Consider the following 16176-nt stretch of genomic DNA (forward strand, 5'->3'; position numbering starts at 1 on the left):
AAGGAGAACCATGGCCACCATCCCGGCCGACCGGTCCACCCCGGTCGTCTTGCCCGTTTCCAAGGCCGCGCTGCTGCTCGGCGCGACGATCGCGGGCGCACTGCTGCTGTACTACTTCATCGGCGTCGACCAGGGCGCGGTGTCCCTTTTCGGCAGCGACACCCACGTGCACGAGTTCGTCCACGACGCGCGGCATTTCCTCGGCTTCCCCTGCCACTGACCCGCGCGGAACGGACAACCGAACAATGCAGAACAAGCTCATTCTGCGCGGCCTCCTCGCCGGAGCGCTGGGCGGACTGCTGGCGTTCGCGTTCGCCTGGATCTTCGCCGAATCGCCGATCCAGGCGGCTATCGACTACGAGTCCGGTCGCGACGAGGCGCAGGCGGCGTTGGACAAGGCGGCCGGGCTGCCCGTGGAGCACGCGGGCCACGAGGTCTTCAGCCGAGCGGTCCAGGGCAACCTCGGCATCGGGATCGGCATGGTCCTGTTCGGGGTGGCGATGGGCATGCTCTTCGCCGTCGCTTACACCGTGCTGCTGGGCCGGGTCGGCCGGATCCGCGCGCGGGTGCTGGCGGTGCTGGTGTCCGGGTCCGGTTTCCTGGCGCTCTACCTGGTGCCGTTCCTGAAGTATCCGGCCAACCCGCCGGCGATCGGGCACGAAGCGACGATCGGCGCGCGCACCGGGCTGTACCTGACGATGGTGGTCGGGTCGGTGCTCTTCCTGGTGGTCGCCGTGCTGCTCGGGAAACGGCTCGCGCCGAGGCTGGGCTCCTGGAACGCGACGCTGGTCGCGGGCGCCTCCTTCGTGGTGCTGTCCGCGATCCTGATGACGGTGCTGCCGTCGCTCGGCTCGCTGGCCGCCAACGCAGCCGAGTACGGGCCGCAGGCCAGCGAAACCCCGTTGCCGCTGAAGGCGCCGGGCGGGCAGATCGTGTACCCGGGTTTCCCGGCCGACACGCTGGTGTCGTTCCGGCTCTATTCGGTGCTCGCGCAGGTGGTCCTCTGGACGACGATCGCGCTCGTGTTCGGCCCGCTCGCCGAGCGAGTGCTGGACCGCGGCCGGGCAGCTACCGTCGAGGCGTGAAGGAGCTGACCGGGCTGGGCCCGTTCTTCGCCGTCGAAACGCACGCGGCGGGGGAGCCTGCCGAGCCGTGGCGGCCGCTGTCCGAGGTGCTGGACGACGGCCCGGTTCTGCGCGATCGCGTGGCACGGAACCGGGCTTATCTCGGCGGCGACGTCGTCGAGGAGCGGGTCGCCGCGTCGATCGCGCATCTCGGGTTGGCGGCGCGGATCATTTCGCCCGCGCTGGGGCTTGCCGCGGCCGCCGGCGCGGTGCCGGACTATTCGGCGGCTTGGTGGCAGCCGAAGCTCGGCGGTGCGTTCCCGTTGTCGTTGCCGGAAGCTCCGCCGGTCAGCGACGACCTGGTCGGCGAGTTCGCCGACCGGGTGCTGCGCGGTCCGCTGGCTCGCCTGGATTCGGCGGTGGCCCGGTTTTCGGTGGCGGAAAACATTCGGCGGGGGAATGTGGCGTCCGCGCTCAACGGCGCGGTTGCCGTGCTTCGCGTGGAGCGTCCGCAGTGGACTGACCAGGTCGGTCGAATGGTTGCTGCACTGGAGGAACTGCCAGAGCTGGCCGGTGCGGCGACCAGGAAGAACGGTCAGTTCCGACGGCGCAGCTGCTGCCTGTTCTATCGCGTCGCGCCGGACCGGAACGGGCCGAAGTGCGGCGACTGCGTGCTCGTTTGACGCCCCGGCCGGGTGAGGTGCTCGCCACGTCGACATAGTCGGACGTCCTACTTTAGGATGTCCGGGTAGTGACGGCCGCGAGGACGGAGCAGGACGCGTGGGGCTGAACGAGGTCGAGTTCGAGGTCCGGGCCGGCCTCGGCCGGATCACGCTGAACCGGCCGCGTGCGCTCAACGCGTTGAACCACCCGATGGTCCGGGCGATCGCGCAGCACCTCGAGCAATGGCGGGACGACTCGGAGGTGCGCGCCGTCGTGCTCGACGGGGCGGGCGAACGCGGCCTGTGCGCGGGCGGCGACATCCGGGCCATCTACGAGGATGCCCGTTCCGGTGGCGTCTCGTCACTGGACTTCTGGGCCGACGAATACCGGCTGAACGCGCTGATCAGCCGTTACCCGAAGCCGTACGTGGCGATCATGGACGGCATCGTGCTGGGCGGCGGCGTCGGAATTTCCGCGCACGGCAGCCACCGCGTCGTCACCGACCGGTCCCGGGTCGCGATGCCGGAGACCGGCATCGGATTCGTGCCGGACGTCGGCGGAACCTGGCTGCTGTCGCACGCGCCTGGCCAGCTCGGTACCCACGCCGCGCTCACCGCCGCTCAGCTGTCCGGAGCGGACGCGATCCACTGTGGACTCGCGGACCGCTATGTTCCCGCCGATCGGCTTCCGGAGCTCTACGCCGCGTTGGCGACCCGCACGCCGGACGAGGCGCTCGATCTGCTCGCCGAAAGTCCGCCGGCGAGCCGGTTGGCTGCCGAACGCGAGTGGATCGACTACTGCTACGCGCCCGACACCGTCGAGGAAATCCTCGTCCGGCTCCGCGACGGGGGAGACGCCGCGCTCGCGGCGGTCAAGGAGCTCGAAGGCAAATCGCCGACCTCGCTGAAAGTGACCCTCCGTGCGCTGCGGGCCGCGGCCGTGTTGCCGGACCTGGGAAACGCATTGGAGCAGGAGTACCGGATCGCGCACCGGGCGTTCGCCTCGGCGGAATTCGCCGAGGGCGTGCGGGCGCAGATCATCGACAAGGACCGGTCGCCGCGCTGGTCTCCGTCCACGGTGGCGGAAGTCGGCGACGACCTGGTGGAGTCCTACTTCGCCGATCTCGGCGAGCACGAGCTGACCGGAGTGCGGAACTGATGACCGAAACCATCGCTGTCGACCGGCCGGCCCCCCGGGTCGCCCGGATCACGCTCGACCGTCCCAAGGCGCTGAACGCGCTGAACCTGCAGACCATGCGCGAGGTCACCGACGCGGCCGCTGAGCTGGACCGGGCGGCGGACGTCGGCGCGATCGTGCTGACCGGCTCGGACCGGGCGTTCGCCGCAGGCGCGGACATCAAGGAAATGGCCCCGCGCACCTACAGCGAGATGCACGCCGAAGACTGGTTCGCCGGCTGGGACGCGCTCACCCGGGTCCGCACGCCGCTGATCGCCGCGGTCGCCGGTTACGCGCTCGGCGGCGGCTGCGAGCTCGCGATGATGTGCGACCTGCTGATCGCCGCGGACAGCGCGAAGTTCGGGCAGCCCGAGATCACCCTCGGCGTCATCCCGGGCATGGGCGGTTCGCAGCGGCTGACCCGTGCGATCGGCAAGGCGAAGGCGATGGACCTGATCCTCACCGGCCGGACCATCGATGCCGTCGAGGCCGAGCGCACCGGCCTGGTGTCGAGGGTCGTGCCCGCGGACGATCTGGCCGCTGAGGCGGTCGCGGTGGCGGAGAAGATCGGCTCGATGTCCTTGGTGGCCGCGACGGCCGCGAAGGAGGCGGTGAACCGGGTGTTCGAGTCCACGTTGGCCGAAGGCGTCCGGTTCGAACGCCGGGTATTCCACGCGCTGTTCGCGACCGCCGACCAGAAGGAAGGAATGGCCGCGTTCGCGGAGAAGCGGCCGCCGGAGTTCAAACACTCCTGACATGCGTTCGAGACCTGAGCGGGGAACACTCGGGGAGAGACCGCCGGGAGGATGCCATGCCCAGGTATCGGAATTATTGGACGTACAGCGCTGCGCTGGGCGTCGCGTGGGCGCTGGCCTTTCTGCTCATCTCGCTGCTTCGGGGCAGTCATGCGGCACAGGCCGCGCTGCCCGTCTTCGGCGGCTTCTGCATCGGCTGGGTGAGCACGACCATCGCGCGGTACGTGTACCCGCCGCCGAAGCAGTGGCGGCGCGAGGCTGGTCCCGCTCGCTGACCAGGCGGTTGCCGTGGTCCGCGGCTGCTTCGACGCGGAACTGTGAACTACCTCTCGTTTCGCTTAAAACGGGCAAACCGTGCAGCCCTGAGATCTTGGTTGACCAGCGCCGATCACCCGAACGGGCGGACCCGCCGGGGTCCGCCGAGCCGCGGAACAGCCTGGATTCTGCGTAAAGTCGGCCCTATGCCAGGGGAAGAGGGCCTGCTCATGCAGGACAGCGCGCGCGGGCTCACCGCGGCCGAAGTGGCCGAGCGGGTCGCCGCCGGGCGCACCAACGACGTTCCGTCGCGCACCAGCCGCAGCGCGTGGGAGATCGTCCGATCCAATGTCTTCACCCGGATCAACGCGATCTTCGCGGTGCTCGCGGTGATCATCTTCTCCACTGGCTACCTGCTGGACGGCCTGTTCGCCGGTGTGATCATCGCCAACAGCGCGGTCGGCATCGTCCAGGAGCTGCGCGCCAAGCGGACGCTGGACCGGCTGGCGATCGTCGGCCAGGTGCGGCCGCGGGTGCGCCGCGACGGAACCAGCGCGGAGCTGGCTCCGGAAGAGGTCGTCGCCGACGACGTGATCGAGATCGGGCCGGGCGACCAGGTGGTGGTCGACGGCTCGGTGCTCGCCGCGGAGGCGCTCGAAGTCGACGAGTCGCTGCTCACCGGCGAATCGGACCCGGTCGTGAAGCACCCTGGCGACCCGATCATGTCCGGCAGCTTCGTGGTGGCCGGCAGCGGCGCGTACCGGGCGACGAAGGTCGGCTCGGAGGCGTACGCGGCGAAGCTCGCCGAAGAGGCCGGCCGGTTCACTCTGGTCGACTCCGAGCTGCGGAGCGGGATCAACAAGATCCTGAAGGTCATCACCTACCTGCTGATCCCGGCCGGTGCGCTCTCCATTTACAACCAGCTGTCCGGGTCGCAGGCGTTGCCTGCCGCGCTGCGCGGGATGGTGGCGGCGCTGGTGCCGATGGTGCCGGAGGGCCTGATCCTGCTGACGTCGGTCGCGTTCGCGGTCGGCGTGGTCCGGCTCGGCCGGCGGCAATGCCTGGTCAACGAGCTGCCCGCGATCGAGGGCCTGGCCCGGGTGGACGTCGTCTGCGCGGACAAGACCGGCACGCTCACCGAGAACACCATGCGGCTGTCCGAGCTGCGCCGGCTCGAAGACGGGGGAGAAGCGGCGGAAACCGTGCTGGCCGCGCTCGCCGCCGCCGACCCGCGGCCGAACGCGAGCCTGGAAGCGATCGCCGAGGGCTGCCCGGCCGCGCCGGGCTGGACGCCGACCGCGGTCGTGCCGTTTTCGTCGGCGCGCAAGTGGAGCGGCGCGGCGTTCGGCGAGCACGGCGACTGGGTGCTCGGCGCGCCGGACGTGCTGCTGGCGCCGGATTCGGCGCAACGCGCGGAAGCCGAGCGGATCGGCGCGCAGGGTCTGCGGGTACTGCTGCTCGGCCGCGCGGCGCACGCGGTCGACGCGCCGGACGGTCCGGGCGAGGTCACTCCGGTCGCGTTGGCGGTGCTGGAGCAGAAGATCCGCGGCGACGCGCGGGAGACACTGGACTACTTCGCCGCACAGGGCGTCGCGGTGAAGCTGATCTCCGGCGACAACGCCGTCTCGGTCGGCGGCGTCGCCCGCGCTCTCGCGCTGCCCGGCGGGGAGGCCCCGGTGGATGCGCGGACGCTGTCGGAAGACCCGGAGAAGCTGGCCGACCAGCTGGAGAGCACCGCGGTGTTCGGACGCGCGACCCCGGCGCAGAAGCGCGCGATGGTCGCCGCCCTGCAGGCCCGCGGCCACACCGTCGCGATGACCGGGGACGGCGTCAACGACGTGCTCGCGCTCAAGGACTCCGACGTCGGCGTCGCGATGGGGGCGGGCAGCCCGGCGACCCGCTCCGTCGCGCAGATCGTGTTGCTGGACAACGCTTTCGCCACGCTGCCCTACGTCGTCGGCGAGGGCCGCCGGGTGATCGGCAACATCGAACGCGTCGCGAACCTGTTCCTCACCAAGACGGTGTACTCGGTGCTGCTGGCGCTGATCGTCGGCATCCCCGGGCTGATCGGCCTGGACGCGATGCCGTACCCGTTCCTGCCTCGGCACGTCACGATCGTCGGCTGGTTCACCATCGGCCTGCCCGCGTTCGTGCTTTCGCTCGCCCCCAACAACGACCGCGCCCGCGGCGGGTTCGTCGGACGGGTGCTGCGGATGGCAGTCCCGGCCGGCGTCGTGATCGGCGCCGCGTCGTTCGTTTCCTATCTCCTGGTCCATCCCGGCCGGGAAACCACCGACGCGGCGCAAGTGCAGGCGAGCACCACCGCGCTGATCACGCTGATGATCCTGGCGCTGTGGGTGCTGGCGGTGGTCGCCCGGCCCTACACCTGGTGGAAGGCCGCGCTGGTCGGGACGATGGGGGTGGTCTCCGCGCTGATGTTCGTGCTGCCGTGGACGCGTGAGCTGTTCCAGCTGGACCCGAGCAACACCCAGCACACCCTCAGCGCGCTGGCGTGCGCGGCGGTCGGCGTGGTGCTGATCGAGATCGGGCGCTGGATCGGGAACCGGGTGGGGACGCGGAAGTCACCCGTCGGCCGGTAGGTGCTGCCGCAGCGCCCCGAGCCCCTCGACCCGCTCCCGGTCGTGCGCGTCCTGCGCGGACAGCTCCGCGTCGGTGAGCACGATCGCATCCGGGCCGGGGAAGACTGTCGACTCGTGGTCCGCGCCCTGCCAATGCACGGTGAACGGGGGTGCGCCGTCCGGCGTGCCGACCGCCACGATGCGGCCCCGGTGCTCCGGAACGTCTACCTGGTTGCCTTTCACGACCAGCCAGTCTCCGCGGTGTGCGTGCATGGTTCCTCCTCACGTCGGCCTTTCGTCCGGAGCGATACCTCGCCAGGCCGGCCGCGAAACCTCGAAGCGCCGGGCGTCGGGTCTGCGGAAAACGGCGCGGGTTTGAACGGCGCCAGCATGGGATGCCCGATGCGGCCGGGAGCCAGCCCGGCTTCCGCTCCGGATCGCACCGGGTAACGGACGCCGCGGCCGAATCGTTGCCGGGTGGGAAAGGCATCACCCGCCTGGCGTAGCGCGAGCAAGCCGGAGAACACCTAGGCTATTGCGCAGCCCCGGACCCTGGCGACGGAATTTGTTGCAGCCAGAGGGGATCCGCCGATGATGACCAATCCTGGGAAGTTCGGTCCCGTTGAGGGCGAAGGGCTGGGTGCCGAGCCGCCCGACCGGCAGTGGCCGCTTGGGGACGGGCCGGGAGCCGGCAAGCGGGCCGGTCGCCCGTGCGGGATTCCGGCGCAACGCACTCGTTCGGAAGCCGCCCGCCGGGACCGCGACCTCTAGTGCCGCGGTTTTTCGTTCAGCTGCGGGAAGAGGCGCAGCGCACGAAAGCCCTGTTCCGGGGGAATTCGGTGGAGTGCCGAGCAGATCGGAGTGCGTGGTGGAAGCGAGTCTCGACGACGATTTCCCGGTTGGCTGGGTGCTGACCTACCGGTCGCGCCGAAATCCGGCGGGGTGCTCGGCCGGGGTGGTCTGCGGGCCGCCGGAGCACGACGAGGTGACCGGTGCCCGGACCACCCCGCTCGCCCCGCTGGACAGCTCCTCCGGCTCGCTGGTCTGGGTGGCCGACGGCGAGGTCCTCGGCATCGGGCCGCGTCCGGAGCCGAGACTGTCTACTGTGGACAGTGTGGCGAGGATAGTGGCGAAGCGGCGGTAGCGAACCAGGTCTCGGTCCGTTGCGGACCGATGCGAGGAGGGGGAGGCCGCGCCGGTCCGATGTGGAATGTCCGCATCGGACCGGCGCGGGGCCGGGCAGCCGTGCCGGTCACGGCGCGGCTGCCCGGCAGTCTTGGCGGGTGTCTCATTTGGTGTAGTTGCCAGGGCGTGCGGTTCTGTCCGTGAAGGGCCCCTTGAGGGAATCCAAGTCCGGTAAGGGGCCCTTCACGGACATCCGAAGGCTGATCCCGGCACCTCGCCCGCTGAGACACACGCTTGGGCCGCGTTGCCGCGGGTTTCGCACTCCTCAGGCCGCCGCCGCGAGCACGTCGGTCAACCGTCGCAGATCCGCCGCCGGCGATTCGAGCAGCGGCCGTCGCACCGTCGCGTGCGGGATGATCCCCAGGCGGGCCAGCGCGGCCTTCGCCATGATCGCACCCTGCGACGTCCGCAGGACGGCGTCGGTCAGCGGCAACAGCGCGGTCTGGATCGCTTGTGCGCCTTCAAGATCGCCTGCCCGGACCGCGTCGATCAGGTCTCGGTTCCGGTCCGCGGCGATGTTGCCGACGACGCTGACCACGCCCGCAGCGCCGCAGGCGAGATACGGCAGGTTCAATTCATCGATGCCGCAGTAGTAGGCCAGCGAAGTCCGGGCCATGACCGTCATCGCTTCGAACAGGTCGCCCTTCGCGTCCTTCACCGCACGGATGCGTGGGTGCGCGGCCAGCTCGATCAACGTGGCCGCGGTCATCGCGGTGCCGGTTCGGGCCGGGACGTCGTAAAGCATCACCGGGAGTCCGGTCGCGTCGGCTACCGCCGCGCAGTGCTCGACGATCCCGGCTTGCGTTGGCTTGGAGTAGTACGGGCAGACGAGCAGCAGCGCGTCCGCGCCGGCGGCTTCGGCTTCGCGGGCCCGGCGGACGCTGGCGGCGGTGTCATAGCTGCCGACTCCGGCGATCACCCGCGCCCGGCCGCTCGCGCCGGCGGCGACCATGCGGACCAGGTCAGCGGCCTCGACGTCGGTCAGCGTGGGTGACTCGCCGGTGGTGCCGCCGACGACCAGGCCGTCGCAGCTGGTGGCCAGCAGGTGGTCGACCAGCCCGGCGACGCCCGGTTGGCTGATCGCGAAATCGGGTTCCATCGGGGTCGCCATGGCGACCAGGTTGCTGCCGAAGAGGTCGTTCATGCCTCGATCCTGTCGCCGCCGCAATGGTGCGGTCCAGCGATGCTTTCTTGCCGGTATTGCGTAGCATCGCTTGATGATCGAAGTCGGCGCGCTGCGGGCGCTGCAGTCGGTGGCCGCACTGGGGACGCTGGCGCGGGCGGCCGAGGAACTCGGGTTCACGTCGTCGGCGGTCTCGCAGCAGATCAAGCGGCTCGAACGCCAGGTCGGCGCGGCGGTGCTCGCGCCGGCCGGTCGCGGTGTCGTGCTGACTCCCGCCGGACAGGCGCTGGTCGACTCGGCACCGGAGGTGTTCCAGGCGCTGGAGCGCTGCGCCGAGGCCGCCCAGTCGGTCGCGGACGGCGCACCGCGCGGCTCGGTCCGGCTGGTCGGCTTTTCGACGGCGATCCGGGGGCTGCTCGCGCCGATCGTCCCGCGGCTGTCCACGAGCTGTCCGGACCTGTCCCTGCGCATCACCGAGCAGGACCCGGACCAAGCCGTCCGCAGCGTCGACGCGGGCACCGCCGACCTGGCGCTCGTCCACGACGTCGACGGGCTGCCCGCCCCGCTGCCGCCGTCGCTGACCCGCCGCCACCTGCACACCGATCGCGGCGACGTCGTCATGCACCGGACTCATCCGCTCGCCCAGGCCGCCGCGCCGCTGCGGATCGCCGACCTCGCCCGGCACGCGTGGGCGGCGAGCCCGCCCGGCACGGTCTGCCACCAGTGGTTCCGGAGGCTCTTCGCGGGCGCGGCGGACGAACCCGACGTGCGACATCTGGTGGACGACTTCTCCACGCAGCTGTCACTGGTCGCCTCGGGCGAGGTCGTCGCGCTGATTCCCCGGCTGGCCCGTCCGCCGCTGGCCGAAGGGCTGGTCGCCCGGCCGCTGCACCGGCCGCCGAAGCGCGAGGTCCACGCGGTGTGGCGGCGCAGCGCGGACGGCAGCCCGGCGATCCGGGCGGTGCTGACGGAACTCGGCTAGTTCCCGGTGAGTGCGATGTCTGTGCTCAGCGTTGTTGTCGACGAGCTTCTGGATGCGGGTTTGGACGAGACGGACCTTGGCCCCGGTGACGCCCCCCCGATGCGGCGAACCAGGTCCGTGAGGGGCCCCTTGAGGGAATCTGATTCCCTCAAGGGGCCCCTCACGGCAGTCCGCCGTCAAGCGGACAGGAATCACGCGACCCTAGTTGCGGACGAGGGGAGGGCGGGTAAGGCCGCCAGGCCGCCGCCCGCCCCGATCCGGTCCTCGGAACGGCTCGAACGGGGGCAACCCGGCCACCACCTCGGCGGACCCTCCGATTCTCGGTAAGAATCCTCTGACCTGGGAAGACAGCCTATTCTCTAGTGGTATACACACGAGGTATACGCCTGCTGTATAGTGATCTTCACCCCCGGATAACGGGGTCAAGGAGGGAACAAGGGGATGTCGGTTTCACACACCTTGCTCGCGTTGCTCGAATCGGGTCCGCGGCATGGCTACGACCTGAAGCGGGCGTACGACGAGCAGTTCGGGCAGGACCGTCCGCTCGCCTACGGCCAGGTCTACTCGACTCTGTCGCGGCTGCTGCGCAACGGCATGGTCGAGGTGGCAGGCGTCGAAAGCGGGGACGGCCCGGAGCGGAAGCGCTACACGATCACCCACGCGGGCGTCACCGACGTCGAGACGTGGCTGCGCACTCCGGAGAACCCGGAGCCGTACCTGCAGAACACGCTCTACACGAAGGTGGTGCTCGCGCTGCTGTCCGGGCGCAGCGCGTCCGACGTGCTCGACGTCCAGCGCGGCGAGCACCTCAAAGCGATGCGTTCGCTGACCAAACGCAAAAACGGGGGCGACCTGGCCGATCAGCTGATCTGCGACCACGCGCTCTTTCACCTCGAGGCGGACCTGCGGTGGCTGGAGCTCACCGCCGCGCGCCTCGGCGAACTCGAGAAGGCGGTGCGCTGATGACCAGGCCGGGAACTCCGTTGCTGCAGGGCAACGGGCTGTACAAGTCGTTCGGCCAGACGCGGGCGCTCGACGGGGCGGAGCTGTCCGTGTCGGCGGGGGAAGTGCTCGCGATCATGGGTTCGTCCGGATCGGGCAAGTCGACGCTGCTGCACTGCCTGGCCGGCATCGTCCGGCCGGACTCGGGCACCATCACCTACGGCGGCGCCGATCTGGTCGGGATGGACGACAAGCGGCGCAGCGCGCTGCGCCGCACCGAGTTCGGTTTCGTGTTCCAGTTCGGCCAGCTCGTGCCTGAGCTCTCCTGCCTGGAGAACGTCGCGCTGCCGCTGCGGCTCACCGGGGCCAAGCGCAAGCAGGCCGAGGCCAAGGCGACCGAATGGCTCGCCCGGCTGGAGGTCGACGGGCTGGCCAAGCGTCGTCCGGGCGACGTGTCCGGCGGGCAGGCGCAGCGGGTCGCGGTGGCGCGGGCGCTGGTGACCGGACCGAAGGTGGTCTTCGCGGACGAGCCGACCGGCGCGCTGGACTCGCTCAACGGCGAGAAGGTCATGCAGATGCTCACCCAGGCGGCGCGGGAAACGCACGCCGCGGTGGTGCTGGTGACCCACGAGCCGCGGGTCGCTGCGTACTCCGATCGCGAGATCGTGGTTCGCGACGGGCGCACGGTCAACCGGGAGCTCGTCTCATGATGCGCGATCTCCTGCTGGGACTCCGGCTGGCCGTCGGGGGCGGCCGGATGTCCGGCTCGGCGCTGCTGCGCCTGGCGATGACCGCGTTCGGGATCGCGCTCGCGGTCGCCGTCCTGCTGCCTGCCGCGGCGGTGCATCACCTGGCCGGCGCACAGGCGGAACGCAAGGCGGCGATCCAGCCGGTCAAACAGCCGCAGCCGGGCGTCGCGCCGCTGCTGACCTACAACTGGTATCCGTCGCTCGGCGACGACTACGTCCGGATCACCGCGGTCGCGCCGACCGGGGAGAACTCGCCGGTGCCGCCGGGGCTGGCCAAGGTGCCCGCACCGGGCGAGCTGGTCGTGTCGCCGGAGCTGGCCGCGAAGCTGAACTCCGCGGAGGGCGGCTCGCTCAAAGCCCAGCTGCCGGGGCACGTCGTCGGCCAGATCACCTGGCAAGGCGTCGCCAACGCCGCCGACCTGACCGCGTACTACGGCGTGCCGGCCGCGCAGATCCAGGCGGAGGGCGAGGACGGCGGCAAGGCGTATGGCTTCGGCGTGCCCTACACCGGGCTTGGGCTGTCCGCGGTGATGCTCGCCGTCATTCTGCCGATCGCGGCGGTACTGCTGCTGCCGCTGCTGATCTTCGTGACCACGGCGTCGCGGATGGGCGCGGCGCAACGGGAACGCCGGCTCGCCGCGCTGCGGCTGATCGGGCTGGACTCCCGGCAGGTGAAGCGGGTCGCGGCGGCCGAATCACTGGTCGGAGCGGTGATCGGGCTCGTGGTCGGGATCGGTTTCTTCGCCCTGCTGCGCACTTTCGTCGCCGACATCCTGCCGTTCGGGCTGCGGATCTTCCCGGAGGACTTCGTCCCGTCCTGGCCATGGGTCGTCGTCATCGTGCTGCTGGTGCCCGGACTCGCGGTCGGGTCGGCGCTGTTCGGGCTGCGCCGGACGATCGTGGAGCCGCTCGGCGTGGTCCGCCAGGGCAAGCCAGTCCGCCGGCGGATGTGGTGGCGCTGGTCGATCACCTCGATCGGAGTGCTGTTGCTGGCCGGCACGCTGCTGCTGGACCGGGGCAAGGGCGGCACGGGCGCCGGGCTGGCGCTTTCGGCGGGCAGCGTGTTCCTGCTGGTCGGCGTGGCGGCGCTGCTGCCGTGGCTGGTCGAGCGGATCGTGGAGCGGCTGCACGGCGGTTCGCCGTCGTGGCAGCTGGCGATCCGGCGGCTCCAGCTGGACAGCGGCACCGCGAGCCGGGTGGTGTCCGGCCTGGTCGTGGTGCTGGCCGGGACGATCCTGATCCAGGGCGTGATGACGTCGCTCAGCAGCGGCATCAAGCAGCAGACGCCGCCGGACGGAGTGGCCGCGGCCCCGGTCCGGGTGCAGACGACCACCCAGCACGAAGCAGAGGTGGTCAAGGCAGTGTCGGCGGTGCCCGGGGCGACTGGCACGCACCCGATGCGGAACATCGAGCTGATGTCCTCGGCGCAACCGGCGTTCGGCGTCGTAGGCGACTGCGTGGCGCTGAAGGTGCAGGCCAACATCGGCGACTGCGCGGACGGCGACGCGTTCTACGTCGTGGCGCCGAAGGGCGGGGCCGTCCCGAGCGGCCGGGTGAAGCTGGTGGGCCACTCGCACGGCCGCGAGACCATCGGTCCGGAGTGGACGGTGCCGTCGAACGTCAAGATCGTGCAGTCCGGCGACACGTCGAGGGCGTCCTCAGGCGAGATCCTCGTGACGCCGGGCGCGCTCGGCGGGATCGCCTTGCCGGAGTCCGCGGTCGCGGTCTACGTGTCCGGCACCGGCGATCCGAAGGCGCTGATGAGCAGTGTCGCCAAGGCCGTCAGCCCGCTCGCGTGGAACGCCGACGTCAGCCAAAGCACCTTCCTCAACGGCGCGATGAACCGCGACCAGCAGCTGGTGGACAACTTCCGGTCGGTGCTGATCACCGCGTCGCTGTTCGTGCTCGCGGTGGCCGCGATGAGCCTGCTGATGCTGTCGATCGAGCAGATCAGCGAACGGCGCCGCCCGCTCGCGGCGCTGTCCGCGGCCGGCGTGCCGATCGGCGTGCTGGCCCGCGGATCGCTGTGGCAGACGGCGGTGCCGGTGGTGGTCGGCGTGGTGCTGGCGGTCGCGGCCGGGCTCGGTCTGACCGCGCCGATCCTGCGGCTCGCCGACCGGCCGATGACCATCGACGTCCCGGTGCTGCTCGGGCTGGCCGGCGCGGCGGTCGTGGCGGTGCTGCTGGTGACCGGGCTGACCATGCCGCTGCTGCGGCAGGTGACCCGATTGGACACGCTGCGCTCGGAATGAGCCGGCTCGCGGGGGTGGGGTCCGGGAAGGGCCTCTTGAGGGAAGCCAAGTCCCTCAAGAGGCCCTTTCCGGCTTTCGCGGGCTGGAAGGTGTCCGGTCGCGCTCGGCAGGACGATCAGTCCGCCACTGCGGTCGGCACCTGGCGGCGGAGGAATTCCAGCTGGTCGGCGACGACCCGCTCGAACGGCTCGCCAGCGTAGATGGCGAAGTGCCCGTCCGGATAAGTGCGTACCTCGCCGTGCGGAGCCTGGGCGGCGTAGCGCAGCGTGGGCTTGGCCGGTGCGACGGAATCGGTCTCGCAGACAGCGAACAGCGTCGGCACCTCGATCCGGCTCACTGCGCGGCCGGGCCGGTAGCGCAGGATGTCGAACACGACCCGCGCCGCTACTTCGTTGCGGAAATCGCTGCCAGGCGGGACCAGCGCGAGATACCCGGGCTCGGCGTCCGGAGCGGTCATCAGCGCGGTGCCGCGTTCGGGACCGGCGGTGGCGATGCGGTACGGCGGGCGGCCGAGCCAGTGCCCGACGACATCGCGCGCGGCGGCGAAGGTCGCCTTGACCGAACTGGCGGGGTGCATGGCCAACGCGGACGAGATGCCGTCGGTGAACGGGCACTGCGCGATCGCGGCGACCAGGCCGGCTGGACGGGTCGCGGCGGTGGCGAGCACATGCCCGCCGCCGAACGACGTGCCCCATGCGACGACGCGGTCGCCGTCGACCTGGGGGAGCGTCCGGGCGTAGGCGATCGCGGCGGCCCAGTCGGCGAGTTGTTTGCGCGGGGACAGCAGGTGCCGCGGAGTCCCTTCGCTGTCGCCGAAGTGGCGATAGTCGAACACGAGACAGGCGTAGCCGGCGGCGGTAAAGCGTTCGGCATAGGCGGCGAGCCCCATTTCGCGGACTGCGCCGAGGCCGTGCGCCATCACGATCACCGGCGGCTTTTCGGCGGCCGGCAGGTACAGCGTCGCGGCGCACCGGTCTCCGTCGACCGGGAAGGCCACGTTCATGCCGGCACTCCCTCGCGGACGGCGGCGCTGGCGACCGGACGGTCGGCCGGGGTGCGGCCGGCCGGGCGGCGGGCACCTCGTCGGCGTTCGAGCCGAAGGTCGCGCATGTAGTCGTCGTAGTCGACCTGGATGGTGTGCCGTTTGGACGCCACGTAGCGGCGCTGGATCCGCCGCCGGTGGGTGTCGATCTCGCGGTCCATCGCGGCGGCGCCGGGCAGGTGATAGCGGCCCTGCAAGTGGTCGGCGATCAGCTGCGCCTGCCGTTCCGCGATCGGCATGATCGCGCCGAGCGGCTGCACCAGCCCGACGAAGTACAGGCCGGGGACCTTCGGGTGGAACAACCGCCGGTACAGCCGGATCTCGTTGTCGCCGGACGGATCGAGGAAGTCCCGGTCGAAGAACGGGAAGCTGATCTTGTACCCGGTGCAGAACACCACCAGGTCCGCGGCGACCCGCCGGCCGTCGGCGAAGACCACCTCGTCGCCGTCGAACCGGTCGATGTTCGGCAGCGGCGTGATGGCGCCGTGCGCGAGCCGGTCGAGGATGCGGCTGGACATGGTCGGGTGCGCCTGGGCGAACTTGTGGTCCGGCGCGGGCAGGCCGTACCGGGTCATCGGCCCGGTCGCGGCGGCCATCAGCCGGCGCGCCATCGGCCAGCGCAGCGCGGACGGGAGCCATTCCGAGCCGCCGATCTGGTCGTACGGGCGGCCCCAGACGTACTTCGGGATCACGTGCACGCCGCGCCGGGCGGACAGGTAGGTCTCGCTGGCGTGGTAAGACGCGTCGACCGCGATGTCCATCGCGGAGTTGCCCATGCCGACCACCACGACCCGCTTGCCGGCCAGCTGTTCTTCCTCGGTGTAGGCGTGCGAATGCATGACCTCGCCGGTGAACCCTTCGACGCCGGGGAACATCGGCTCCGGCAGCCGCGGGTCCCAGTGGTGGCCGTTGGCGACGAGGACGGCGTCGTAGGCGACGGTGTCCCCAGTGGACAGCGAGACGGCGAAGCTGCCGTCCGGCTGCGGCTGTACGTGCGTGACGCCGGTGCCGAATCGGATCCGGTCGCGGAAGCCGAAGTGCTCCAGGTAGGCGGCGAAGTAGTCGGCGATCTGGTCGTGCCGGGCGAAGTCCGGCAGGTGGGCGGGCATCGGGAAGTCGCTGAACTCCATCCGCTTGCGCGAGGTGTTGATGTGCAGCGACCGGTACGCGGCGGAGACCCCGTTGCGGTTGCCCCACACCCAGTTGCCGCCGACCCGGTCGGACAGCTCGTAGCAGTCGACGTCGATGCCGCGCTCGGCGAGCACCTTGACGGCGGCGATCCCGGACGAGCCCGCGCCGACGACGCAGACCCGGAAATTGTTCGCGGACATGGCGCTCCTCGTTGTGACCAGTGGTCATATGACCGGTGGTCATAGAGTACGATCGGCACCGGGCGGAAGTCAACGAAA

At 70.7% G+C, this 16176-nt stretch carries 16 protein-coding genes; 11 read left to right on the forward strand and 5 right to left on the reverse strand.

Annotated elements, in window-relative coordinates; all coding sequences use genetic code 11:
• Nucleotides 1-10: 10 nt before the first annotated feature.
• From AMYBE_RS0107055 to AMYBE_RS0107085, 7 genes are all read left to right on the forward strand, one after another.
• On the forward strand, nucleotides 11-220 hold the full coding sequence (locus tag AMYBE_RS0107055) for a CbtB domain-containing protein (protein ID WP_020658652.1): 210 nt from the start codon (nucleotides 11-13) through the stop codon (nucleotides 218-220).
• Between the two features lie 25 nt (nucleotides 221-245).
• Nucleotides 246-1085: a CbtA family protein gene (locus tag AMYBE_RS0107060; RefSeq protein WP_020658653.1), complete on the forward strand. Its 840-nt coding sequence runs from the start codon at nucleotides 246-248 to the stop codon at nucleotides 1083-1085.
• Entirely contained in the window at nucleotides 1082-1747 is a 666-nt protein-coding gene (locus AMYBE_RS0107065; protein WP_020658654.1) for a (2Fe-2S)-binding protein, read from the forward strand. Before AMYBE_RS0107060 ends, AMYBE_RS0107065 begins: the two co-directional genes overlap by 4 nt.
• 103 nt (nucleotides 1748-1850) lie before the next feature.
• Nucleotides 1851-2885 carry an enoyl-CoA hydratase/isomerase family protein gene (locus AMYBE_RS0107070; protein WP_027927443.1) on the forward strand — a complete coding sequence of 345 codons (1035 nt, stop codon included), beginning with the start codon at nucleotides 1851-1853 and terminating at the stop codon, nucleotides 2883-2885.
• Nucleotides 2885-3658, forward strand: coding sequence for an enoyl-CoA hydratase (locus tag AMYBE_RS0107075; protein WP_020658656.1), 774 nt, complete (start codon nucleotides 2885-2887; stop codon nucleotides 3656-3658). Before AMYBE_RS0107070 ends, AMYBE_RS0107075 begins: the two co-directional genes overlap by 1 nt.
• A 56-nt stretch (nucleotides 3659-3714) precedes the next feature.
• A complete protein-coding gene (locus AMYBE_RS0107080; protein WP_020658657.1) occupies nucleotides 3715-3933 on the forward strand; it encodes a hypothetical protein in 219 nt (72 codons plus the stop codon).
• Between the two features lie 186 nt (nucleotides 3934-4119).
• A complete protein-coding gene (locus AMYBE_RS0107085) occupies nucleotides 4120-6513 on the forward strand; it encodes a cation-translocating P-type ATPase (RefSeq protein ID WP_034286824.1) in 2394 nt (797 codons plus the stop codon).
• Here the strand turns inward: AMYBE_RS0107085 and AMYBE_RS0107090 are convergent.
• The 3 genes from AMYBE_RS0107090 to dapA form a co-directional block, all read right to left on the reverse strand.
• The gene (locus AMYBE_RS0107090) at nucleotides 6496-6765 is read right to left on the reverse strand and encodes a DUF1918 domain-containing protein (RefSeq protein ID WP_020658659.1); all 270 of its coding nucleotides are present in this window, start codon (nucleotides 6763-6765) and stop codon (nucleotides 6496-6498) included. The two genes, AMYBE_RS0107085 and AMYBE_RS0107090, sit on opposite strands and share 18 nt — an antisense overlap.
• A gap of 642 nt (nucleotides 6766-7407) precedes the next feature.
• Nucleotides 7408-7566, reverse strand: coding sequence for a hypothetical protein (locus AMYBE_RS44650; RefSeq protein ID WP_154676136.1), 159 nt, complete (start codon nucleotides 7564-7566; stop codon nucleotides 7408-7410).
• Between the two features lie 376 nt (nucleotides 7567-7942).
• Complete coding sequence (gene dapA / locus AMYBE_RS0107100; RefSeq protein ID WP_020658661.1) at nucleotides 7943-8821, reverse strand: 4-hydroxy-tetrahydrodipicolinate synthase; 879 nt, start codon at nucleotides 8819-8821, stop codon at nucleotides 7943-7945.
• A 73-nt stretch (nucleotides 8822-8894) separates the two neighbouring features.
• On the opposite strand from dapA, the gene AMYBE_RS0107105 reads away from it, so the two are divergent.
• The 4 genes from AMYBE_RS0107105 (at nucleotide 8895) to AMYBE_RS0107120 (ending at nucleotide 13725) form a co-directional block, all read left to right on the forward strand.
• Nucleotides 8895-9782 (forward strand): LysR family transcriptional regulator, encoded by an 888-nt coding sequence (locus tag AMYBE_RS0107105; protein ID WP_020658662.1) that lies wholly within the window; start codon nucleotides 8895-8897, stop codon nucleotides 9780-9782.
• A gap of 441 nt (nucleotides 9783-10223) precedes the next feature.
• Entirely contained in the window at nucleotides 10224-10745 is a 522-nt protein-coding gene (locus tag AMYBE_RS0107110; RefSeq protein ID WP_020658663.1) for a PadR family transcriptional regulator, read from the forward strand.
• On the forward strand, nucleotides 10745-11434 hold the full coding sequence (locus tag AMYBE_RS0107115) for an ABC transporter ATP-binding protein (RefSeq protein ID WP_020658664.1): 690 nt from the start codon (nucleotides 10745-10747) through the stop codon (nucleotides 11432-11434). Before AMYBE_RS0107110 ends, AMYBE_RS0107115 begins: the two co-directional genes overlap by 1 nt.
• Complete coding sequence (locus AMYBE_RS0107120; RefSeq protein ID WP_027927445.1) at nucleotides 11431-13725, forward strand: FtsX-like permease family protein; 2295 nt, start codon at nucleotides 11431-11433, stop codon at nucleotides 13723-13725. Before AMYBE_RS0107115 ends, AMYBE_RS0107120 begins: the two co-directional genes overlap by 4 nt.
• Before the next feature lie 115 nt (nucleotides 13726-13840).
• On the opposite strand, the gene AMYBE_RS0107125 is transcribed toward AMYBE_RS0107120, so the two are convergent.
• Both AMYBE_RS0107125 and AMYBE_RS0107130 read right to left on the reverse strand, forming a co-directional pair.
• Nucleotides 13841-14728, reverse strand: coding sequence for an alpha/beta hydrolase (locus tag AMYBE_RS0107125; RefSeq protein WP_020658666.1), 888 nt, complete (start codon nucleotides 14726-14728; stop codon nucleotides 13841-13843).
• Nucleotides 14725-16098, reverse strand: coding sequence for a flavin-containing monooxygenase (locus AMYBE_RS0107130; RefSeq protein WP_020658667.1), 1374 nt, complete (start codon nucleotides 16096-16098; stop codon nucleotides 14725-14727). Before AMYBE_RS0107130 ends, AMYBE_RS0107125 begins: the two co-directional genes overlap by 4 nt.
• Nucleotides 16099-16176: the final 78 nt, after the last annotated feature.

The sequence above is a fragment of the Amycolatopsis benzoatilytica AK 16/65 genome, assembly GCF_000383915.1.
Lineage (GTDB): Bacteria > Actinomycetota > Actinomycetes > Mycobacteriales > Pseudonocardiaceae > Amycolatopsis > Amycolatopsis benzoatilytica.